Genomic DNA, 20,014 nt, shown 5'->3' on the forward strand with positions numbered 1-20,014 from the left:
GATCAGGGCGGGGTGCCGGTGGCCGCATCCATCGTGCCTTCCGCCACCACTTTCTGCCTGGCCGGGCAGTCGCTGCGCAGCATCCACACGCCGGAGCCAATGATCAGCAGCCCGCCAATGGCCATGGCGATGCCGGGTATCTCGCCAAACCCGAACCACCCGATCAGCGCGGCCCAGAGCAGCCCGGAATAGGCAAACGGGCCAATGGCGGAGACCTGCGCCGAGGCGAACGCCTCGGTCTGGAGCACCTGCGCGATACCGGCGAAGGCGCCCACGGCAACAAGGCAGCCCGCTTCGGTCAGGCCGGGCGTGGTCCAGATGAAGGGTAGCGGCAGCGCGGTCATGACGGTCATAAGGATGGCCTGCCACAGGGCGATGGTGGTGCTGGATTCCGTAGCCGAAAGCTGGCGGATCTGCATGGTGGTCAGCGCGCCGACAGCCCCCTGCGCCAGGGCCACGAAATACGCCCAGCTCGGCACGGCAGCGCCTGTTGCGCCGTGGCCATGCAGCAGCCCCTTGCCAAGGGCCACCACGATCACGCCCGAAAACCCGATCGAGACCGCAACCCAGCGCTGGAGCGAGGGCCGTTCATGCAGCAGCGGGATCGAGAGCAGGACGAGGAACAGCGGCTGCGTGTAGGACAGCACCTGCTGTTCGGCCAGCGGCAGGCGGGTCACGGTGATCACGACCATGATCATGCTGATCAGCCCCACGACCGAGCGCAGGACATGACCGCCAAAATGACGTGTTTTCAGGACAATGCCCGAGCGCGAGGCAATCAGCAGCACGAAGGGCAGCGAAAACAGGTTCCGGAAGAAAATGATCTCGAGCGCAGGAAGCGTGGAGCCGGTCAGTTTCTGCAGGGCATTGAGGGCAGCGGTGAAAAATGTTGCCGATGCCAGAAGAAGGGCACCACGTTTCAGGTCATGCTTCATTTTATCCGTACCTCAATGCACGACAGGGATGGCGGCGCGCTTCATCGATCAATGCTGCCAGATGCCCCCACGTGCTTCATGTTACGACACCGTAACGCAGGAGGCGGATTCCGGGTCATAGGCGTTCGTTGCGGTGCGATAGAAAATTCTTATGGGTAGCGGGCGGCCCCGCTGCCTAAAGCTGGCAGGCGGGGGTCAGCACGCCGCCACTCGCCTCGATTTCCGCGCGGATGGCGCGGGCGAGTTCCAGCGATCCGGGTGTGTCGCTGTGCACCAGAATGGACTGCGCCCTGACCGGCAGGCGCGCGCCGTCAATGGTCGTGACCGATCCGTCATCCAGGAACTGCTTCACGCGCGCACGCACGCCCGCCAGGTCATGGATGACAGCACCCGGCTGCCCACGCGGCACCAGCGTGCCGGCTGTGGTATAGGCACGATCAGCCAGGAACAGGGTCTGGGCCCGCAGGCCGGCCTTCTCGGCAGCGCGTTCGGTCGCCTGGCCGGGCATGCAGAACACGCTCAGGTTGCGGTCAAGAGCCGCGATGGCGCGGGTCAGGCGCAGGGCAAGGCCCTCATCCGCATTGGCCATGTTGCCAAAAGCGGCATGGTAGCTGACATGCGTGACCCGGTGGCCGTGGCGGGCGGCGATGCCCTGCAGCGCGCCGATCTGGTAGCACATCATGGATTCCATATCCGCGTCGGATACGGCCATGGTGCGGCGGCCAAAGCCCATCAGGTCGGGCAGGCCGGGATGGGCGCCAATGCCCACGCCCTTTTCCTTCGCCAGCCGCACGGTGCGGTCCATGATGGCGTAGTCACCGGCATGGAAACCACAGGCGATGTTGGCTGACGAGACGGTGTCCATCAGCCCGTCATCATCAGCGATGCGCCAGCGGCCAAAACCTTCGCCCATGTCGGAATTGAGGTCGATCTTCATGCCTTGGCTCCAGATTTCATGCCAGCGCGGCAGCGGGCGGATGAGCGGTAACGGGCAACCAGCGTGCGCAGGTCGTCAAGATAGGCATTGACTGGCTGCATGGCGGCAACGCCTTCGGCAAAGCTGCATTCATGCAAACGGATGCGCATGCCGATGCGCGCCTGCGCCAGCCGCCACAGATCGGCTTCGATCACGGTGGCGATGCGCGGATAGCCACCCACGGTATTGGCATCAGCCAGTTGCACGATCGGCTCGCCCGCGGGTGGAACCTGCACGAGGCCCGCAATCACGCCATAGGAGCGCAGTTCAACCCGGTGGCGCAGTTCAAGCGGGGTGCCCGACAGGCGGTAGCCGACGCGGTTGCTCTGTGGCGTGATGCGCCATGCGGTTTCCCACAGCCGCTTCTGGGCTTCGGGCGTGAACAGGGCGTAGTCGGTTGCGGGCAGGGCGCGCAGGTGAATGACCTTGCTGTCCTGCGCTTCAGCCACGGCATCGAGCGCCGAAGCGGGGGGCAGGGCGCCGTAGCCCGCTATATCCAGTGTCGTGCCCGTGGTGCCGAGCGTGTCGCCTGCTTCCAGCGGGCGACCGTCCAGCCCGCCAAAGCTGCCACGGAGCTGGGTGCTGCGCGAGCCCAGAACGACCGGCACCTCAATGCCGCCTGCAAGGCAGATATAGCCGCGCGCGCCCGCCTTGGGCGGCCCGATGCGCAGCACCTGTCCCGCAGCCGCCGTCTCGACCATCCAGGGCAGGACCGTGCGGCCATCAAGTTCGATCAGGGCGTCGATGCCCGTCACCGCAAAGGTGGCGGGGGCGTCAAAGCGCAGCACGAAGGGATAGGTCTGCAGTTCGATGCAGGCATCATCGATCTGGTTGCCCAGCAGGATGTTGCCGACCTGAAGCGCAAGCGCGTCCATGGCACCCGACGTGCCCACGCCCAGGTTGCGGTAGCCGGGGCGGCCGAGATCCTGCACCGTGTTCAGGGCCGATGTTTCAAGGATCGTAATCACAGTTCGATGCTTTCGGGGTAAAAGCGGATGCGATCGCCAACGGCAAACAGGGCGGGGGGCTGTTTGTGGGGGTCGAACAGGCGCAGGTCGGTAAACCCGATGGAATTCCAGCCGTTCGGCCCCGTCAGCGCGGAAATGCCCGCCTGCATGCCGCCAATGATGACGGTCCCGGCCTGCATGTTCAGCGACGGCACGGTCTTGCGCGGCGTTGCGATGCGGGGGTCAAGCCCATGCAGGTAGCCAAAGCCCGGCGCGCTGCCAATGGCGCAGACCGTGTATTCGCTGCCGTGATGGATGGAAATGACATCCTGCGCGGACAGGCCCGAATGGGCGCAGACCGCTTCAAGATCCTCGCCCAGCGCGCCGCCATAGCGCACGCCGATCTCGAACAGATGCCCCTCGATATGCCGCTCGGGCAGGGTGTTCCAGGCATGGCACAGCCACTCCGCCACGGCCTGCGGGCGCTCGGGCGGGGCGGAAAAGATCAGCATGAGGTTGGTCACGCCGGGAATGAGTTCGAGCACGTCGGGCCGCGCCTGTGCCGCATCCATCAACGCCCAGACCCGGCGCTGGTGGGCCATGGTGAAATCACCGGGCGCCTCGAACAGCATGGCGCGCGTGCCGATCATGTTTATGGCAGGCGCCGCAGTCGTATCGCGCGCCACATCGTTCTTTATATCCGTGTTCAAAATACACAGTCCCTGCAACGGCGCCGGTTATTGAGCCTGAACCGTAACAATATAGGTTTCGTGGCATGAAGTGCCAGATGCAAGAGTATGACCGTTCACGTAACGATGGCCAGTGCGATTATGGTTGTGAGGCTATTGAATAATCTTATGGCTCAGCATGATAGCCGGGCCATCATATTATGTTATGGCGTGAGAACGAAGTGCTCTTGGCACTTGTTGTCCGTGGTCGTTAGCATAAAAATCAATAGCTGAGCATCCGGTATCCGTTGTGGGGCCGGGTGGTGTTAGTTTCTCTGTCCACGATCGGGTTTTCTTACCATGAGCAACCAGCCGTACCGTACCGCCCTCGTCACTGGCGCTTCTTCTGGCATTGGCGCGCAGATCGTGCGCCGCCTGGCGCAGGAAGGGATCGAGGTTCATGCCCTGGCGCGTGACGCGGCCCGGCTGGAGCAGCTGTCGAAGGAAACCGGCTGCGTCGTGCATGCCGTCAGTGTATCTGACCAGGCCGGGATCGAGGCGCTGGTCAAGACGCTCGAGATCGACATCCTGGTCAACAATGCCGGGCAGTCGCGCACGGGCAACATCACCAACACCACGCCCGAGGATATCGATGCGCTGGTGGATGTGAACCTGCGCGCGGTGCTGCAACTGACCCGGCTGGTGGTGGCAGGCATGATCGAGCGTGATCGTGGCCATATCGTCAACATCACCTCCATTGCAGGCCATTATGCCTTTGCTGGCGGCAACACGGTCTATCATGCCACCAAGGCGGGCGTGCATTCGCTCTCGCAGCAGCTGCGCTGCGACCTGTTCGGCCACCGCATCCGCGTGACCGAAGTCTCGCCCGCGCGTTGCGAAACCGAGGTGTTCGGCCGCCTGATCGGCAACATGGAAGAGGCGAAGAAGCGTTTCTTTGATGAATATGAGTCCCTGCTGCCCGAGGATATCGCCAATTCCGTCGCCTTCGCCGTCATGTCGCCGCAGCGCATGAATGTCAGCTTCATGGAAGTGCTGCCGACCATGCAGGTCGTGGGCGGCCTGAACTTCGCCAAAAAGACATCCGGCGCGGCGTAAGAACAGTGGATCTCACGCATGTCAGGCGGCTGATCGACCTGCTGGCCACGGCTCCGGTTACGGAGCTGGAGGTCGAGGAGGGCGGCTGCCGTATCCGCATCACCCGTGGCGGCGGCGCGCAGCCTGAGGTTGCGCCATCCGCCCCGGCCGCCGTGGCGGCTCATGCGCCCGTAGCGGCGGTGGCAGCGCCAGCCGTAGCGCCTGTGGTGGAGGAGGCGGTCATTGCCGCCCCGTCCTACGGCGTGTTCCATCTCTCGCCCGCGCCGGGAGCGCCGCCGTTTGTTACGGTGGGGCAGGACGTGCAGGCCGGGCAGGAAGTGGGGCTGGTCGAGGCGATGAAGGTGTTCAACGCCGTCCGTGCCACACAGGCTGGCAGGATTGCCGCCGTGCTGGTGGAAGACGGCACCGAAGTGGAGGCAGGCACCCCCCTGTTCCGGCTGGCATGAGTGAGACCCCACGTTTCAACCGCGTGCTGATCGCCAATCGCGGCGAGATTGCACTGCGCATCCAGCGCGCCTGCCGCCAGCTCGGGCTGGAGACGGTGGCCGTGTATTCCGAAGCCGATGCCGACAGCCGCCATGTGCACGAGGCTGACGTGGCCCTGTGCATTGGCCCTGCCGCTGCGGCCCGCAGCTATCTCGACCCCAACGGGCTGCTGCTCGCAGCCCGGCTGACCGGGGCGCAGGCCATTCACCCCGGCTACGGCTTCCTATCGGAAAATGCTGATTTTGCCGACGCGGTGGAAGAGGCGGGCCTGACCTTCATCGGCCCGACTGGGGCTTCCATCCGCATGATGGGCGACAAGATTACCGCCAAGCGCGCCATGCGCGAGGCGGGCGTGCCCTGCGTGCCCGGCTCGGACGGGCCGCTGCCTGCCGATATGGATGCCGTGAAGGCCATTGCGCTCGATGTCGGCTTTCCGGTCATCGTCAAGGCATCAGGCGGCGGCGGCGGGCGCGGGATGCGTGTGGTCGAGCGCGTGGAGGACCTGGCGCAGGCCGTAACGCTGACCGCCAAGGAGGCCGAGCAGGCCTTTGGTAACCCGACGCTGTATCTTGAGCGCTTCATGCAGAAGCCGCGCCATATCGAAATTCAGGTTCTGTGTGATACGCACGGCACAGCACTGTGGCTGGGCGCGCGTGACTGCTCGCTGCAGCGCCGCCACCAGAAAGTGCTGGAGGAAGCATCCGCCCCCGGCATATTGCCCGAGACCATTGCCGAAATTGGCGAACGTTGCGCTGAAGCGTGCAGGCGTATCGGCTACCGTGGCGCGGGCACGTTCGAGTTCCTGTATGAAGACGGCGTGTTCGCCTTTATCGAGATGAATACCCGCGTGCAGGTCGAGCACCCGATTACGGAAGAGACAACGGGCATCGACATCGTGGCCGAGCAGTTGCGCATTGCCCAGGGGGCAAAGCTTGGCATCGCGCAGGCGGATATCGGGCTGCGGGGCCATGCCATTGAATGCCGCCTCAATGCCGAGGATCCGTTCACCTTCATGCCTTCGCCCGGCACCATCACGCGCTGGGACCTGCCTGGTGGCCCGGGCATCCGGGTCGATACGCATGTCGTGGCGGGCTACACGGTGCAGCCTTATTATGACTCGCTGATCGGCAAGATTATCAGTTATGGCGCCACCCGTGAGCAGGCGATTGCGCGCATGCGCGTGGCACTGGCGGAAATGAAGGTGGAAGGGGTGTCAACCAACATCGCCCTGCATCAGGACCTGCTGGCCGACCCCGCATTTGCGCGTGGCGGGGTGGATATCCATTACCTTGAACGCTGGCTTGCAAAAAGGACGGCCTCATGAGCAACCGGTCCGAAACGCTGGTGCCCCATTTTGATCGGCTGCCAGAGCCTGAACAGATTGGCCAGATGGCAACATGGCTGGCGCAGGCAGGGCTTGAAAGCCTGGAACTGTGCAATGAGGCGGCGGGGCTGAAACTGCGGATCCGCGTAGGGCAGGCTGCACCTGCGGCAGCCACTTCCCATGCCCCGGCAGTATCGCAGCCGGATGCCGGGGCCGGACTGGTGGCGGTGAAAACACCGTATTTTGGGCATCTGTGCCTGACCCATCCGCAGCGCGACAGTGCTTTTGCCCCGGTGGGCGCAAAGGTGGCGCAGGGTGATACTGTAGCGCTCCTTACGCTGGACAGCCTGCAGGTGCCCGTTCCCGCACCGGTAGCGGGCACGGTTGCCGAGGTGACGGGGCAGGCCGGTGCACTGGTCGGATATGGCACCGCGATCATGCAGATCCAGCCGGACTGATACGCCAGGCCGGGTATCGCGGCGGTTCGCACATTGTATTCGCCGTGTTTTTTCTGGCCTGCTGTCGTGTCATGACATGCGAACACAGGCGTGGTGCGGTTTTTCTCCGCCTGCGTCGCGGCATTATTCTTAATGTGGATAGACCGAAATGATTAATATGCCCGCTCCGGCGCGAGATAGCGCGACCTGCACCACAATGGGGCAGGCGGCCCCTGCGGCAGCGGAGAATGGGCAGTTCGGCCCCCGCGTCGAGCGCGACCTGTTGGGCGAGGTCACGCTGCCGCCCGGCGTGCTATGGGGTGTGCATACCAAGCGCGCGCTGGACAACTTTCCCATAAGCGGCATCACGATCGGCAGTTTTGCCGAACTGGTGCAGGGGCTGGTGGTGGTAAAGCAGGCAGCAGCGCGGGCCAATCTCGCGCTGGGCTATCTCGACCCCACGCGTGCCGGTGCCATTGACGCTGCCTGCCAGCGCATCCTGCAAGATCCCGCCTATAATGCGCAGTTTGTGGTGGATGCCATGCAGGGCGGGGCGGGTACCTCGACAAACATGAACGCCAATGAGGTCATTGCCAATGTCGCCCTGGGGCTGCTGGGCGAAAAACCGGGCGCCTACGGCGTGCTGCACCCCAATGACCATGTCAACATGGCGCAGTCCACCAATGATGTTTACCCCACTTCGCTCCGCCTCGGCCTGCTGCTTGCGGTTGATCCGCTGCTGGTGGCCCTTGAGGGACTACATGCGGCGCTGGATGAAAAGGCGGAGGCATTTGACAAGATCCTGAAGGTTGGCCGCACGCAGTTGCGCGATGCCGTGCCCATGACGCTGGGGCAGGAATTCGGGGCGTTCCGCACGGCGGTAGCGGATGAAATCAGGAGCATAAAGGCCCATGCGGCGGCCTTTGAGCAGGTCAATCTTGGGGGTACCGCCATTGGCACGGGGCTGAATACCGACCCGCGTTATGCGCCCATGGTCATGGCGGAGCTGCGTAGCCTGACCGGGCGGCCCATGAGCAGTTCGCCCGACCTGATCGAGGCGACATCGGATGTGGGGGTTTTTGTGCTGTTTTCAGGCGCGCTCAAGCGCCTGGCGCTCAAACTGTCAAAAATGTCCAGCGATCTGCGCCTGCTTTCAAGCGGGCCGCGCACGGGCCTGGGTGAAATCGTGCTGCCTGCGGTGCAGGCCGGGTCTTCCATCATGCCGGGCAAGGTCAATCCCGTCATACCCGAGGCGGTCAATCAGGTGGCGTATCTGGTGGCGGGCCATGACCTGACCATTACCATGTGCGCCGATGGCGGGCAGTTGCAGCTTAATCCGTTTGAACCGATGATCGGCTATTGCCTGTTTACATCCATCAAGACATTACGCGCGGCCATCGAAACCCTGACCACGCGCTGCATCAGCGGCATTTGTGCTGATCGGGCGCGGTGCCAGGCGCTGTTTGACCTTAATATCGGCATCATTACCGCGCTGGTGCCGGTGCTGGGATATGATGTCTGTTCGACCCTTGCCAAGCGCGCGCTGGCGGAAGACCGCAAGGTGACGGACCTGATCGAGGAGGCGCGACTGCTTTCCCCCGAGCAGCTTGCGGCCCTGTTGCAGCCTGCTGCGCTGACCCGCCCCAATATCGGGTGCGTGCCGGTCTGAACCATGATGAACCGTTTGCAAAGTCAGCCCGGAAACTTTTATCAATCGGTTGTTTTCAAACAGTATTTTAGCCGAAAGGCTGGGCACCCGGCCAGTTATGCGAGGCGGCCATGGCCTTGGCGAGGTCGATAAGCAGATCACGCACGGCCACCGACGCCTCGGTTTCTGGAATGATCTCGGGAATGCACAGTGAAACGTCTTCCTGAATGACGGGGTTGTGCAGCGGAAAGATGCGCGACTTGCCCGGCACGACAATGCGGCTGGCAACGGACCAGGGCAGGATGGTGCTGCCAATGCCCTGTTCTATGGCGCCCTGCAGGGTAATCAGCGCCTCGATTTCGGCCACGATGCGGGGTTCAAGCTGCTTGCGTATGAAGGCCATGTCCACGCTCTTGCGGACAAAATTATGTTTGGGCGGCAGCAGCAGGGGAATGTCGGCTATATCAGCGAGTTGTACGGCCCCTTTTTCATTCTGGGGAAATTCCAGATCATGCGGCGCGAGCAGGAAGAATTCTTCCTTCATCAGCGGCGTGAAAATAACGCCCTTGATGGGGCCTGCACCATGGATTACGGCCATGTCCAGCCGCCCGGTCATGATCAGTTCGCTGTATATGTCATCAAAGCTTTCGGTCAGGTGCAGGGTAATATTGGGCAGGCGCTCGCGCACGAGCTGCAGCAGCTTGACCGAAAGCGTGGACCCCGCGCTGTAGGGGGATAGCCCGACCGAGACCTTGCCCACCAGCGGCCCGGCGCCTTGGCTGATTTCAACCATTGCCCGGTCGAACTGTTTGGTCAGGGTTTGTGCGTGCCGGTACAGTTCCGCCCCGGCGGTGGTGGGGGTTACGCCGCTTTTGCTGCGGATGACAAGCTTTTGCTTGAAAGCATTCTCAAGTGTGGCGAGCTGCTGGCTCAGTGCAGGCTGGGCAATATTGAGCAGGTCGGCCGCGCGCGAAATGCTGCCAAGATCGATAATCTTAATAAAAGCCTGTAGTCGGCGTATATCCAACGGGAGCTCCGTAAATGTTATGGGCTATGGATTTATAACCTTGACATTAGGGACTTTTCTTTAACTGTCAACATATTGTGCCATAGCCGGTGCATATGGAAGGTGGCGCGGCACGGTTGCTGCAGGTGCGCATTACAGGCGCGCCCGGACATGCATGCGGCAGGCCCTCTGATACTTGAGACTATTATGCAAAAAAGCAACACATCTGAAAAATAAGAGCGTTTTCAGTTATATAATTTGTCATGTGCAAGTAAGAACCAATCCGGATTCCGAACATATCAATAATTCATATGACGCCAAATCATAACGAACGCGCATCATAACATTACACATATTCATACGGAACGTTTCGGTCGAGTTTCAGGGGGGAGAGGCATATGTCAGGCCTGTCAAAGCGCAAGTTATATCTGGTGGCCGGGGTGGCATTTGGCACATTCATGCCGGTTGCGGGTGAAGCCGCGACCGCTACCGTTTCGTCGGCGCAAAAACATTACCGGATCGCTGCCGATAAAAAGGCGCCCGCCCCCCGGCAGGCCATGCCCGCAGCCCTTCAGGCATCAAGCCACCCCGAAGAAATCCATGTCGGCGGCCGTCAGACCAATTCCGTCTTTTCCCCCAGTACGCCCCGGCACAGCACCACGCAGGTGACGGTCGTAACGGGTGCTGAACTGCTCAAGACCGGCCAGACCAATGTACTCTCCGCGCTGGCACAGGCCAACCCTGCCATCACCACCGCAGCCCTGCCCGGTGGTGGTGCCAGTTCCTTTGTCCAGACCATGCAGCTGCGCGGCCAGTCGCCCGATGATACGCTGATCCTGGTCAACGGCCATCGCCGCCACATTGGCGCCAACTTCAACGCCAATGCGGGCACCAACTGGGGTAGTGAGCCGGCCGATATCTCGCTGATCCCCATTACCGCGATCGATCATATCGAAGTGGTGACCGAAGGGGCCTCCGCGCTTTACGGGCAGGATGCCATTGCGGGTGCGGTCAACATCGTGCTCAAGCGCGATACGCATGGTGGCACCGTCAATTTCAAGAACAGCGGCTATTACGCGGGCGACGGCCAGGCGCTTGATGGCTCGGCCAGCTACGCCATGGCGCTGGGCAACAAGGGCGGCTATCTAGACCTTGCAGCACAGGTAACCCACCAGTTGCCCACCACCCGTGGCGGCGATTACTATGGCACCCTGTTCAATGACGCGCGTAACGCCACGGCGGACCGTAACGTGCAGCGTGGCCTGGGCCTGCCCAAGAGCACGCTTGAAACCCTGAGCGAAAACATGTCCGTGCCCTTGGGGCATGGGTTCAACTTCTACAGCACGTCCACCTTCTCGCACCGTCGCGCCAATGTGGCTGAAACCTATCGCGCCAATAACGGCAATGATATATGGATCAATCCGTCGCTCTACCCCAATGGTAACCAGCCCTATATTACCATGGATCAGTACGACTTCGAGACCGATGACGGCATCCGTACGCGCAAATTCGGCTTTGCATGGGATGCGTACGTAACGTTCGGGCGTGATCAGCAGACATACGGCACCAAGGATTCCGAAAACGCTTCGCTGGCGACTGGCGGCGGATATGCATACGACCCGACCCAGACATCCTTTTATGATGGCAAGTCGATCTCGACCGAGCTGACAACAGGGCTCAGGGGGTCACGTTCGTTCCATACCGGCCTGCTGCCCAAGGACATCAACCTGCGCTTCGGTGCGGAATACCGTCATGATACCTTCCAGATGACTGAAGGTGAGCCCAATTCGTGGAGTGGGCAGGGTGCAACCGATCACCCCGGTAACCCGGCGCTGGCCGTATCGAACACGGACCGTGACGTGTACGAAGGTTTTGCCAACCTTGATTTCTATGTGACGAAGAAGTGGGAATGGACCCTGGGTGGCCGCGTTGCCAACTACAGCAACCTCGCAACCGTCGAGACAGGTTCGGTCGGCACGCGCTATAACTTCAACAAGCGCTGGGCCATCCGTGCCAACATCAATTCCGGCTACCGTCCGCCAACGCTGGGTGAGATTTCGTATTTCTATTCGGCGCCCTATCCCGGTTATGTTGTGGATCAGCTTCCATCCACCAGTGCGCTAGCCAAGTCCTATGGCGCGACCACCCTGAAGGGTGAGTATTCACGCAGCTATACCATTGGTATTGATGCAAACCCTGTGGATGGTTTTCACCTGGCGGGCAACCTGTACTACATCGCCATCAATGACCGTCTGGGCAGTTCTGCGAGCTTTCCAGTCACGTCGGGTAACGTGTATGGTTTAGGTAATGTCACGTCGCTCAGTTACTATGCCAACCTATATAATACCCAGACATTTGGTGGTGACCTGACTGCCGATTACACCCTCAATACCCACCGATACGGCAAGTTCCGTTTTGCCATGGGCATCAACTTCTCGGATAACGAAATCCGTTCGAGCAAGAGCAACCTGGTCAACGAATACACCAAGGAAATGGTGCTGCACGCCGCACCGAAAAACCGCGAGCAGATCAGCGTAAACTGGCAGTACAAGAAGTGGTCGGTCTTCGTGCAGGAAATGCGCTATGGCTCCATTACCTACATGGCGGCCCCCACGGGCCCGGGTTCCGTGCCGTTCGAGCAGAACCCGGCTTTCATTACCAACATGGAAGTTGACTACAAGCCCGTACCACGCTGGACCATTGGCATCGGTGCGAACAACCTGGGCAACAAATACCCGACCCGTGTTTCCTCCTCCATTGCCAACACGCAGCAGGGCCTTGCCAAATACGCGTCCTATTCCCCCTACGGGTTCAATGGCGGCATGTATTATGTCAAGACGTCGCTCGATTTCTGAGCCAATGCGTCAGAACACAAAGAGCATCTGATACATGGCGGGGCAGGGGTCTCATGGCCCCTGCCTTGTGCGTTGGTCCGGCAGATCCGGCCATTTGCCGGATGACGTTTGCAAGATGAACTAGAACATAAAAGCTGCTATATGCCGCCTTTCAGAGGCGGCATTTTTTTGAGCGGAACAGCATGTTTCAAAGGCAGCTTTTGCATTCCTGAGCAGTCAGATTCCCAAAACCTGAGCATATCCGTTGTGGCCACGCGGCTTTTGGTGTTCAGACGATCTTTGTGGGACAGGTAAGAAAGTTTTTGGTGAAGCTTTTTTCAAAAAGCTTCAAGGAACGCCGTCTTTTTAAAAAAAGGCGGTACCCAAAACTTTTATCATTTTTATCAATGAGTGGTTTTTTAACAGTTTTTTAAGGGCTTACGCGCAGCCCTGCGGCCAGCTTGCATGGGCCACCATCAGCGCGGCGTGTTACGCCCCGACATCCGGTAGGCAATAATGCCTACGGCATTGGCAACCGCCGAGATCAGCGCAGACAGATGCCCGAAGGGGAGCGCACGCAGGCCAGGCCGCAGCACAATCAGCACGCCAATAAAACCCACGATGACCAAAAGCCACCAGACGACAAAATTGTCGCCGTGCCGGATGCGGCCATCGGGTTCAAGGCCAGGGTCACCTGCCCCGTCGGGAAGCATGATGATTATTCCCCATGGCCTGGCCGGGCTGGCAAGCAGGGGTCATCGTGCCGCGCGACGGATCGCCTGTGGCGGCAACCCGAACACCCGCACGAATGCCCGCCGCATGCGCTCGGGGTCATGAAATCCCGTGGTGATGGCGATAGCCTCGATTGGCATTGTGGAATGCACGATCCGTTCATGCGCGGCCTCTACGCGCAGCCGTTCAACCGCCTTTGCCGGACTGGTTCCGACAGCGGCCTGAAAGGCGCGGGAAAAATGGCGCGGGCTCATGGCCATCCGCCCTGCCAGCACCTCTATGGTCAGGCGTTGCGACAGGTGGGCCCGTATCCAGCCCAGAAGGGCATCAAACCGCGCGCCGCCCCCTTCCATGTCCAGCAGGGCTGAAAACTGTGATTGCCCGCCCGGGCGGCGATAAAACACAACCATCTGCCGTGCTGTCTGGCGGGCAACATCTTCCCCATGGTCCTGGGTTATCAGTGCCAGGGCAAGGTCAATGCCCGCACTGATGCCAGCCGAGGTCCAGACAGGCCCGTCATGGATGAAGATGGCATCAGGCTCGAGGCTGATATCGGCAAACATATGGCTGAATTTCTGCGCCTGCTGCCAATGCGTGGTCACGCGCCGCCCCTGCAGCAGCCCTGCTGCGGCCAGCATGAATGCGCCGGAGCACACACTGCACATGCGGCGCGTGCGGCTGCCGTGGTGTTGAAGGAAGGCACGCAGGTCAGCGCAGTGCATGGCCGTGCCGTGGCCTTCGCCGCCAACGGTAATGAGGGTGTCAAACATGTCTGCCGCATCGAGCGGTAGGGTCTGCACGGCAATTTTGGCAGAGGAGAGCACCAGCCCGCCATGGCGCGACAGCATTCTGAGCGCGTAGTCCTGCCCGCTGATACGCCCGGCAAGTTCGAATGCCGTGGCAGGCCCGGCAGCGTCGAGCAACTGGAAATCGGGATAGAGCACAAAGCCGATGGAGCGTGTCATGGCCTGAAATGAGGGATCATTGTCATTTCGTCAATGCGGTTCAGGAACCACACTCATCCCACACGCTTGTTTTATGTTGAATACAGGAGTTTTTGCATGTCCCGTCCTCTCCTGCCGCCGTTTGATGCACAGACCGCCGCCCTCAAGGTCCGCCTTGCTGAAGATGCCTGGAACACCCAGGACCCCACGCATGTGGCCCAAGCCTATACGCCAGACAGCCAGTGGCGCAACCGCACGGAATTCATCCATGGGCGTGAGGACATCATCGCGTTCCTGACCCGCAAATGGAGCCGGGAACACGAGTACCGCCTGATCAAGGAACTCTGGGGGTTTCGCAATAATCGCATGGCTGTCCGCTTCGCCTATGAGTGGCATGATGCCACGGGCGCATGGTTTCGCTCCTATGGCAACGAGTTGTGGGAATTCGATGCAAACGGCCTGATGCGTACCCGCTTCGCGTCAATCAATGACCTGCCGATTACGGCGCCCGACCGGCTGTTTCACTGGCCACGCGGTCGCCGCCCGGATGACCATCCGGGGCTTTCCGCTCTGGGGCTGTAACCCCTGTCACAGGCTGCCCGTCCGGATCAAAGGCCGGTTCGCTGATGCCCGCACGGTCGGGCCCGGCGTCATATTGTGCCTTCTGTCGGTCCGCGTTCAGGTTCACGTCAGCTTCGCGCCCTAAACCTGTCCTGACCGGTGCCCGGCACCATTGATCGACAGAGGGAGCCTGACAGGCCATCATGCGCGTAAAGCTACGTTATCTCCCGGTTCTGCTGGCTTCCTTCGTGGCGTGGGCATGGACCGTGCCTGCAGCCGCGAAGACGGACCTGGTCTGCACAGGGCAGGCTGCGGGCATCAGGCTGCATGTCGATGGATTGTATGGCGGTTATCCCCATTCCGTCCTGCGCCAGGCGGTCTTGCGCAGCGTAGCCTGCCCTACGGGGCCAGATGTAAATGCGGCCTTTCTCAAGATCGCGCAGCCTGCCCCGCACCTGCGGGTATCGGTGATCCGCCCCATCGGGCAGGGGCAGCAGGGGTCGATTTCGGTCATGCTGTTCTCGCGCGGGCAGTTCGTGATCGGTGAGCGGATGGGCCTGTCCGTCCTGTCGCACAGCCAGTCGCCCTTTGTGGTTTCAAACGACATCAACCTCGCCACCCAGCGCATGTGGGATGATCTGGCCGCCCGCATGAAGGCAGGCGGCCCGGTTGTTCCATGAAGGCTGGCCCTGCATGCGCCCGGCCGAGCTTGCGTGCTTGGCCTTGTGCTGGCACCAGGATGCTTTGCGCTGACGGGCCTGCCGGTGGAGACCGTGCCCGACATTTTGCCCCGGCAGGTTCTGGTCTCGGTCGTGGCCCCCGTCCTTGCCAGCGAGTAGGTGGGGAAGCTCATTACCTTGCCCGTCAAGGTCAGCATCATCGACCCGATGGGCGTGAACGAGATGGACAGCTTTATTTTTCCCAATAACCCCGGCACATGAAAAACCGCGCGCATGCAGGCAGCGCTTGCAGCCGTCCTGTCATGGCTACGGCGTTTGTGGCGAGCCTCGGGTTCTTTCCCACGGCGTTCTCCAAAAGTGGGGGAGCGGCGGTGGACCGCTCTCTGGCCAGCGTGGTCATTGGCGGGCTAGTCTCCTCCACATTGCTGAGCCTGCTGGTGCTGCCATCACTGTACGCGCGGGTCATGCGCGAGAGGGAGCAGGACTGATGCGTATCCTCATTGTGGAAGACGAGGCCGATCTGGGGGCTGCGGTGCTTGAGCGCGTGCGGCAGGCAGGCCATGCGGTGGACTGGTCTGCCACCATCAAGGAGGCCCGCGCCGCTTTGGCGGCGGTGGCCTATGACTTCATGCTGCTCGATCTTGGCCTGCCTGATGGGAACGGGCGCGACCTGCTGCGCACGGTCAGGGCGCGCGGCCTTGACATTGCCGTGCTCATCACCACCGCCGAGGACCAGATCAGCGACCGCATTGCAGGCTTGTCGGATGGGGCGGATGACTATATCGTCAAACCCTACGACCTTGATGAACTTGTGGCCCGTATCACCGCCATCGCCCGGCGTTTCGCGCCGCGCCAGCATGCGCTGCCCGTGCGGGTGGGCGATGTTGCGATTGACCGGCAGAACCGCGTGGTGCGGCGCCATGGCGCACCGCTTGAACTGACAGCGCGGGAATGGGCCATCATGGAACTGCTGTCGCGCAGGCCGGGCATGATCCACTCGCGCAGCCAGATCGAGACGGCCCTGTATTCGTTTGGCGATGACGTGGAGAGCAATACGATCGAGGTGTTCATCAGCCGCCTGCGCAAGAAGGTGGGCAACGCGGCCATCCGCACCGTTCGGGGGCGCGGATACTGCCTGGCTGTGGGAACGCCAGTATGAAAAGCTGGAGCCTCGCCAACCGTATCATCAGCAGCGTGCTGGCGGTTGTCATCATCAGCCTTCTCGCACTTGGCGTCGCCATCGGGTTTTTCACCCACCATGAAATGATCGAGCGGCTGGACAACTCGCTGCAGGAGGTGTCCGAGCGGTTGCAGAGCGCGGTCGTCACCCAGCTTCATGCGGCCCCTACCGGCACGGTTGCGGTGGTGCCGGGGGCGGGGGCATGGGCGCTGGCCTATCAGATCGTGGATGCCGGGGGCCATGTGGTGCTGCGCTCGCAAAATGCGCCGGTAGCGGCTTTTGTATGGCCCGCGCAGGCAGGCTTTGCCGATACGCAGCACTTTCGTGTTTATGTGGCGGGGCCCGATGCCACATCCTACCGGGTGATGATTGGCGAGCCGATGCGCCACCGGCATGGGGCAATCCGGCGGGCCATGATCATCCACCTCCTGCCCATTCCCATCTTCATACCGGTTATCTGGCTGCTGGTGCGCCTGACGGTGCGCCGCGCGTTGCAGCCGCTCGACCGGCTTACTGTCGAGATGCAGTCACGCGGCAGCGGCAACCTGCGCCCCGTGCCCCCGCTTGACCTGCCGGTGGAACTCATTTCCATCCAGACATCGCTCAACACCTTGCTGCACCGCCTGGAAAAGGCGCTGGCCACCGAGCGCGCCTTCGCGGCAAGTGCCGCGCACGAACTGCGCAACCCCATTGCAGGGCTGCAGGCACAGATACAGATGCTTGAAGCCAGCCTGGCGCCGGGTTCGGCCATGACAGCGCGCGTGCAGGTCATTGCCGGGCGCACCCGGCAACTGGGGCGGACGGTGGAAAAGCTGTTGCAGTTTTCAAGGGCCATGTCCGGCGTGGCGTTCCGGCGTGAGCGTTTTGACCTGCTGGCCGTGCTTTATATTCTGCTTGATGACATGGACAATGCTGCAAAAGGTATGCATCGCGTGGAGATCGATGTGGGCGATGCCCAAAGCATCTTTGTCCATGGCGACATGGATGCCACCGGCATCCTGCTGCGGAACCTGATTGAAAACGCCCTGCTGCATAGCACGGGGGCGGATTGCGTACGCATCAGCCTGCGCGATGACGGCACGGTGGACATTGCCAATGATTGCCCGCCCTTGCCGGGGCCTGTCCTGACGCGCCTGACCAGCCCGTTCGTGCGCGGTTCAACCACGACGCAGGGCAGTGGCCTCGGCCTTGCCATTGCCAGTAACATTGCCGGACAGATGGATGCCGAACTGCATATTGTCTCTCCGCTGCCGCAACGGGAGCGGGGCTTCCTCATTTCCGTTCGTTTTCCCGATGCCACGATTGTGAAAGGCGAGGCGTGAAGCTCGTGGCAGGCAGGACCGGGCTTTTGATGCGCGATATAATAATGCAATCCATTATCATTAACCCGATAAGGTGGGTATGAAACGTGACCGCGTGAGCTTTGAAATGAGCCTTCGCGCCGCTGGCGAGGGAGGCTATGGCCCGGCGGTTTTCATGGTTGCGGCGCGGGTTGCGGACCAGCCCGGCAGGACAGCATTGAAAAAGCTGTTGAACCCGCGCGGAGCCAACGCGATATGATGGGAGCCATGAAGCGGCACGCACGGCCATGCCGTGCTGCCAAATGCATGAACGGAGAAAGCACGGCACATGACAGACAGCAAACGCTTTGGCGGCAGGGTCACGCTGGTAACAGGGGCTGCGGGTAATATCGGCCTGGCCACGGCGCAGCGCCTGGCGGCATCAGGCTCGGCCATCGCCCTGCTTGACCTTGCGGGCGACAAGCTTGACGAGGCCGTGCGCACGGTGGCGGCTGCCGGGGTGACGGCACGCGGCTATGGCTGTGACGTGACGGATGCGGCGGGCGTGCAGGCGGTGGTGGACCGGGTGGCGGCTGATTTTGGCCAGATCGACTTCCTGTTCAACAATGCGGGCTATCAGGGGGCCTTCGCGCCGGTGCAGGATTACCCGGTGGAGGATTTTGCCCGCGTCATGACCATCAATGTGTGTGGCGCGTTTCATGTGCTGCGCGCAGTCTCGCGCCATATGGTCGCGCGCAAATTTGGCCGCATCGTGAACACCGCCAGCATGGCGGGGGTAGGTGGGCCGCCGAACATGGCGGCTTACGGGGCCTCGAAATTCGCCATTGTCGGTCTGACCCAGACAGCATTGAAAGATCTGGCGCCTTACAATATACGTGTCAATGCCATCAGCCCGGCCTTCATGGGCCCCGGCTTCATGTGGGACCGGCAGGTGGAACTGCAGGCCAAGGCGGGCAGCCAGTATTTCTCGACCGACCCCAAGGTCGTGGCCGAGCAGATGATCAATTCCGTGCCGATGCGCCGCTATGGCGACATAAAGGAAATTCCCGGCGTGGTGGAATTCCTGCTTGGTGATGATTCCAGCTACATGACCGGCGTCAACCTGCCAATTGCAGGCGGCATCCTGTAAAACCAGCGCAATAAAAATGCAGCCTTTTTTATTTAAAGGCTGCATTTTTATAGACTATTTGAAAAGTCGGCCCAAAAAATATCCAGAAATCATAAAGAAGTTTTTGGTGAAGCTTTTTTCAAAAAGCTTCAAAGAACGCCGCCTTTTTGAAAAAAGGCAGCACCCAAAAATTTTCAGTATTTCTCCGGCACGAACATGGTCTCGGGCACGGGCTGGCGAATGTAGTCCGGGCTGTAAACCCGCTCGGGCAGGCGCACCTCGGGTTTTTGAACCTCATGGTATGGCACCTGCGAGAGCAGGTGGCTGATGCAGTTGAGGCGGGCTTTCTTCTTGTTGTCCGCGCGCACGATCCACCAGGGGGCTTCATCAATGTTCGAGCGTTCGAGCATGATTTCCTTGGCCAGGGTGTAGGATTCCCAGCGACGGCGGCTTTCAAGGTCCATCGGGCTAAGTTTCCACTGCTTCAGCGGGTCTTCCATGCGGGCGCGGAAGCGCAGTTCCTGCTCGTCATCGGAAATGGAAAACCAGTATTTGACAATCTGGATGCCGCTGCGCACCAGCATGCGCTCGAATTCTGGCACGGAGCGGAAGAACTCGTCATATTCCTCATCGGTGCAGAAATTCATCACGCGCTCGACGCCTGCGCGGTTGTACCAGCTCCGGTCAAACAGCACGATCTCGCCTGCGGCGGGCAGGTGGGCCACGTAACGCTGGAAATACCACTGCGTGCGCTCGCGGTCATTGGGGGCGGGCAGGGCGGCCACGCGGCAGATGCGCGGGTTGAGGCGCTGGGTAATGCGCTTGATCACCCCGCCCTTGCCCGCCGCGTCACGCCCTTCACAGATCACGACAAGGCGGTGGCCGGTCTCCTTCACCCAGTCCTGCAGCGTGACCAGTTCGCCCTGCAGGCGCAGCAGTTCGCGGAAGTAGTTTTTTCTGAACCCGGTGTCTTCCGCCCCATTTTCCGAACCGAGGCGGGCATCATCGAGTTCGAGTTCAATTTCCTCGTCAATGTCATCAAGCACCTCCTCGCGCAGGCGGTCGCGGTCTGACGGGGCTTTGGGGGCGTTGCGGGTGTCGTTCATGTCAGGTGTCGTTTCCATTTGCAGT

General features: G+C 61.2%; 20 protein-coding genes and 2 pseudogenes. 14 read left to right on the forward strand and 8 right to left on the reverse strand.

Features of this window, described 5'->3' with window-relative positions; all coding sequences use genetic code 11:
• Positions 1-2 precede the first annotated feature (2 nt).
• The 4 genes from QEG70_RS00430 to pxpB all read right to left on the reverse strand — a co-directional run bounded on the left by QEG70_RS00430 (position 3) and on the right by pxpB (position 3,508).
• Positions 3-935, reverse strand: coding sequence for a DMT family transporter (locus QEG70_RS00430; RefSeq protein WP_308718825.1), 933 nt, complete (start codon positions 933-935; stop codon positions 3-5).
• Between the two features lie 175 nt (positions 936-1,110).
• A complete protein-coding gene (locus QEG70_RS00435; protein ID WP_308718826.1) occupies positions 1,111-1,872 on the reverse strand; it encodes a LamB/YcsF family protein in 762 nt (253 codons plus the stop codon).
• Positions 1,869-2,879, reverse strand: coding sequence for a 5-oxoprolinase subunit C family protein (locus QEG70_RS00440; RefSeq protein WP_308718827.1), 1,011 nt, complete (start codon positions 2,877-2,879; stop codon positions 1,869-1,871). Before QEG70_RS00440 ends, QEG70_RS00435 begins: the two co-directional genes overlap by 4 nt.
• Positions 2,876-3,508 (reverse strand): 5-oxoprolinase subunit PxpB, encoded by a 633-nt coding sequence (gene pxpB, locus QEG70_RS00445; RefSeq protein ID WP_308719416.1) that lies wholly within the window; start codon positions 3,506-3,508, stop codon positions 2,876-2,878. Before pxpB ends, QEG70_RS00440 begins: the two co-directional genes overlap by 4 nt.
• 378 nt (positions 3,509-3,886) lie before the next feature.
• Here pxpB and QEG70_RS00450 point away from each other — a divergent pair, with 378 nt between their 5' ends.
• The 5 genes from QEG70_RS00450 (at position 3,887) to QEG70_RS00470 (ending at position 8,558) form a co-directional block, all read left to right on the forward strand.
• Complete coding sequence (locus tag QEG70_RS00450) at positions 3,887-4,642, forward strand: SDR family oxidoreductase (RefSeq protein WP_061271822.1); 756 nt, start codon at positions 3,887-3,889, stop codon at positions 4,640-4,642.
• Between the two features lie 5 nt (positions 4,643-4,647).
• Positions 4,648-5,088 carry an acetyl-CoA carboxylase biotin carboxyl carrier protein gene (locus QEG70_RS00455; protein WP_308718828.1) on the forward strand — a complete coding sequence of 147 codons (441 nt, stop codon included), beginning with the start codon at positions 4,648-4,650 and terminating at the stop codon, positions 5,086-5,088.
• Positions 5,085-6,452, forward strand: coding sequence for an acetyl-CoA carboxylase biotin carboxylase subunit (gene accC, locus QEG70_RS00460; RefSeq protein ID WP_308718829.1), 1,368 nt, complete (start codon positions 5,085-5,087; stop codon positions 6,450-6,452). Before QEG70_RS00455 ends, accC begins: the two co-directional genes overlap by 4 nt.
• The gene (locus QEG70_RS00465) at positions 6,449-6,910 is read left to right on the forward strand and encodes an acetyl-CoA carboxylase biotin carboxyl carrier protein (protein WP_308718830.1); all 462 of its coding nucleotides are present in this window, start codon (positions 6,449-6,451) and stop codon (positions 6,908-6,910) included. Before accC ends, QEG70_RS00465 begins: the two co-directional genes overlap by 4 nt.
• Positions 6,911-7,106: 196 nt before the next feature.
• Positions 7,107-8,558: an aspartate ammonia-lyase gene (locus QEG70_RS00470; RefSeq protein ID WP_308719417.1), complete on the forward strand. Its 1,452-nt coding sequence runs from the start codon at positions 7,107-7,109 to the stop codon at positions 8,556-8,558.
• 67 nt (positions 8,559-8,625) lie between these two features.
• Here the strand turns inward: QEG70_RS00470 and QEG70_RS00475 are convergent, their stop codons facing one another.
• Positions 8,626-9,564, reverse strand: a complete 939-nt coding sequence (locus QEG70_RS00475) for a LysR substrate-binding domain-containing protein (protein ID WP_308718831.1) — start codon at positions 9,562-9,564, stop codon at positions 8,626-8,628.
• Positions 9,565-9,941: 377 nt separating this feature from the next.
• On the opposite strand from QEG70_RS00475, the gene QEG70_RS00480 reads away from it, so the two are divergent.
• Positions 9,942-12,398 carry a TonB-dependent receptor plug domain-containing protein gene (locus QEG70_RS00480; RefSeq protein WP_308718832.1) on the forward strand — a complete coding sequence of 819 codons (2,457 nt, stop codon included), beginning with the start codon at positions 9,942-9,944 and terminating at the stop codon, positions 12,396-12,398.
• Between the two features lie 458 nt (positions 12,399-12,856).
• On the opposite strand, the pseudogene QEG70_RS00485 reads toward QEG70_RS00480, so the two are convergent.
• A pseudogene (locus QEG70_RS00485) lies at positions 12,857-13,012 on the reverse strand (EamA/RhaT family transporter); the annotation flags it as partial.
• Between the two features lie 120 nt (positions 13,013-13,132).
• Complete coding sequence (locus QEG70_RS00490) at positions 13,133-14,074, reverse strand: GlxA family transcriptional regulator (protein WP_308718833.1); 942 nt, start codon at positions 14,072-14,074, stop codon at positions 13,133-13,135.
• A 96-nt stretch (positions 14,075-14,170) separates the two neighbouring features.
• On the opposite strand from QEG70_RS00490, the gene QEG70_RS00495 reads away from it, so the two are divergent.
• From QEG70_RS00495 to QEG70_RS00530, 8 genes and pseudogenes are all read left to right on the forward strand, one after another.
• The gene (locus QEG70_RS00495) at positions 14,171-14,635 is read left to right on the forward strand and encodes a nuclear transport factor 2 family protein (RefSeq protein ID WP_308718834.1); all 465 of its coding nucleotides are present in this window, start codon (positions 14,171-14,173) and stop codon (positions 14,633-14,635) included.
• 182 nt (positions 14,636-14,817) lie between these two features.
• Positions 14,818-15,294, forward strand: coding sequence for a hypothetical protein (locus QEG70_RS00500; RefSeq protein ID WP_308718835.1), 477 nt, complete (start codon positions 14,818-14,820; stop codon positions 15,292-15,294).
• A 33-nt stretch (positions 15,295-15,327) separates the two neighbouring features.
• Entirely contained in the window at positions 15,328-15,453 is a 126-nt protein-coding gene (locus tag QEG70_RS00505) for a hypothetical protein (protein ID WP_308718836.1), read from the forward strand.
• Positions 15,454-15,587: 134 nt separating this feature from the next.
• Positions 15,588-15,782, forward strand: a pseudogene (locus QEG70_RS00510) (efflux RND transporter permease subunit); the annotation flags it as partial.
• Entirely contained in the window at positions 15,782-16,453 is a 672-nt protein-coding gene (locus tag QEG70_RS00515) for a response regulator transcription factor (RefSeq protein WP_308718837.1), read from the forward strand. The pseudogene QEG70_RS00510 and the gene QEG70_RS00515, both read left to right, overlap by 1 nt.
• Positions 16,450-17,796: a sensor histidine kinase gene (locus tag QEG70_RS00520; RefSeq protein WP_308718838.1), complete on the forward strand. Its 1,347-nt coding sequence runs from the start codon at positions 16,450-16,452 to the stop codon at positions 17,794-17,796. The genes QEG70_RS00515 and QEG70_RS00520 overlap by 4 nt, the downstream gene beginning before the upstream one ends.
• 79 nt (positions 17,797-17,875) lie before the next feature.
• Complete coding sequence (locus tag QEG70_RS00525) at positions 17,876-18,034, forward strand: hypothetical protein (protein WP_308718839.1); 159 nt, start codon at positions 17,876-17,878, stop codon at positions 18,032-18,034.
• A gap of 69 nt (positions 18,035-18,103) precedes the next feature.
• Positions 18,104-18,904 carry an SDR family NAD(P)-dependent oxidoreductase gene (locus tag QEG70_RS00530; protein ID WP_308718840.1) on the forward strand — a complete coding sequence of 267 codons (801 nt, stop codon included), beginning with the start codon at positions 18,104-18,106 and terminating at the stop codon, positions 18,902-18,904.
• Between the two features lie 173 nt (positions 18,905-19,077).
• On the opposite strand, the gene ppk2 is transcribed toward QEG70_RS00530, so the two are convergent.
• Positions 19,078-20,007, reverse strand: a complete 930-nt coding sequence (gene ppk2 / locus QEG70_RS00535) for a polyphosphate kinase 2 (RefSeq protein ID WP_308718841.1) — start codon at positions 20,005-20,007, stop codon at positions 19,078-19,080.
• Positions 20,008-20,014: the final 7 nt, after the last annotated feature.

Origin of the sequence: Komagataeibacter xylinus, assembly GCF_031081985.1 — a bacterium.
Lineage (GTDB): Bacteria > Pseudomonadota > Alphaproteobacteria > Acetobacterales > Acetobacteraceae > Komagataeibacter > Komagataeibacter xylinus_E.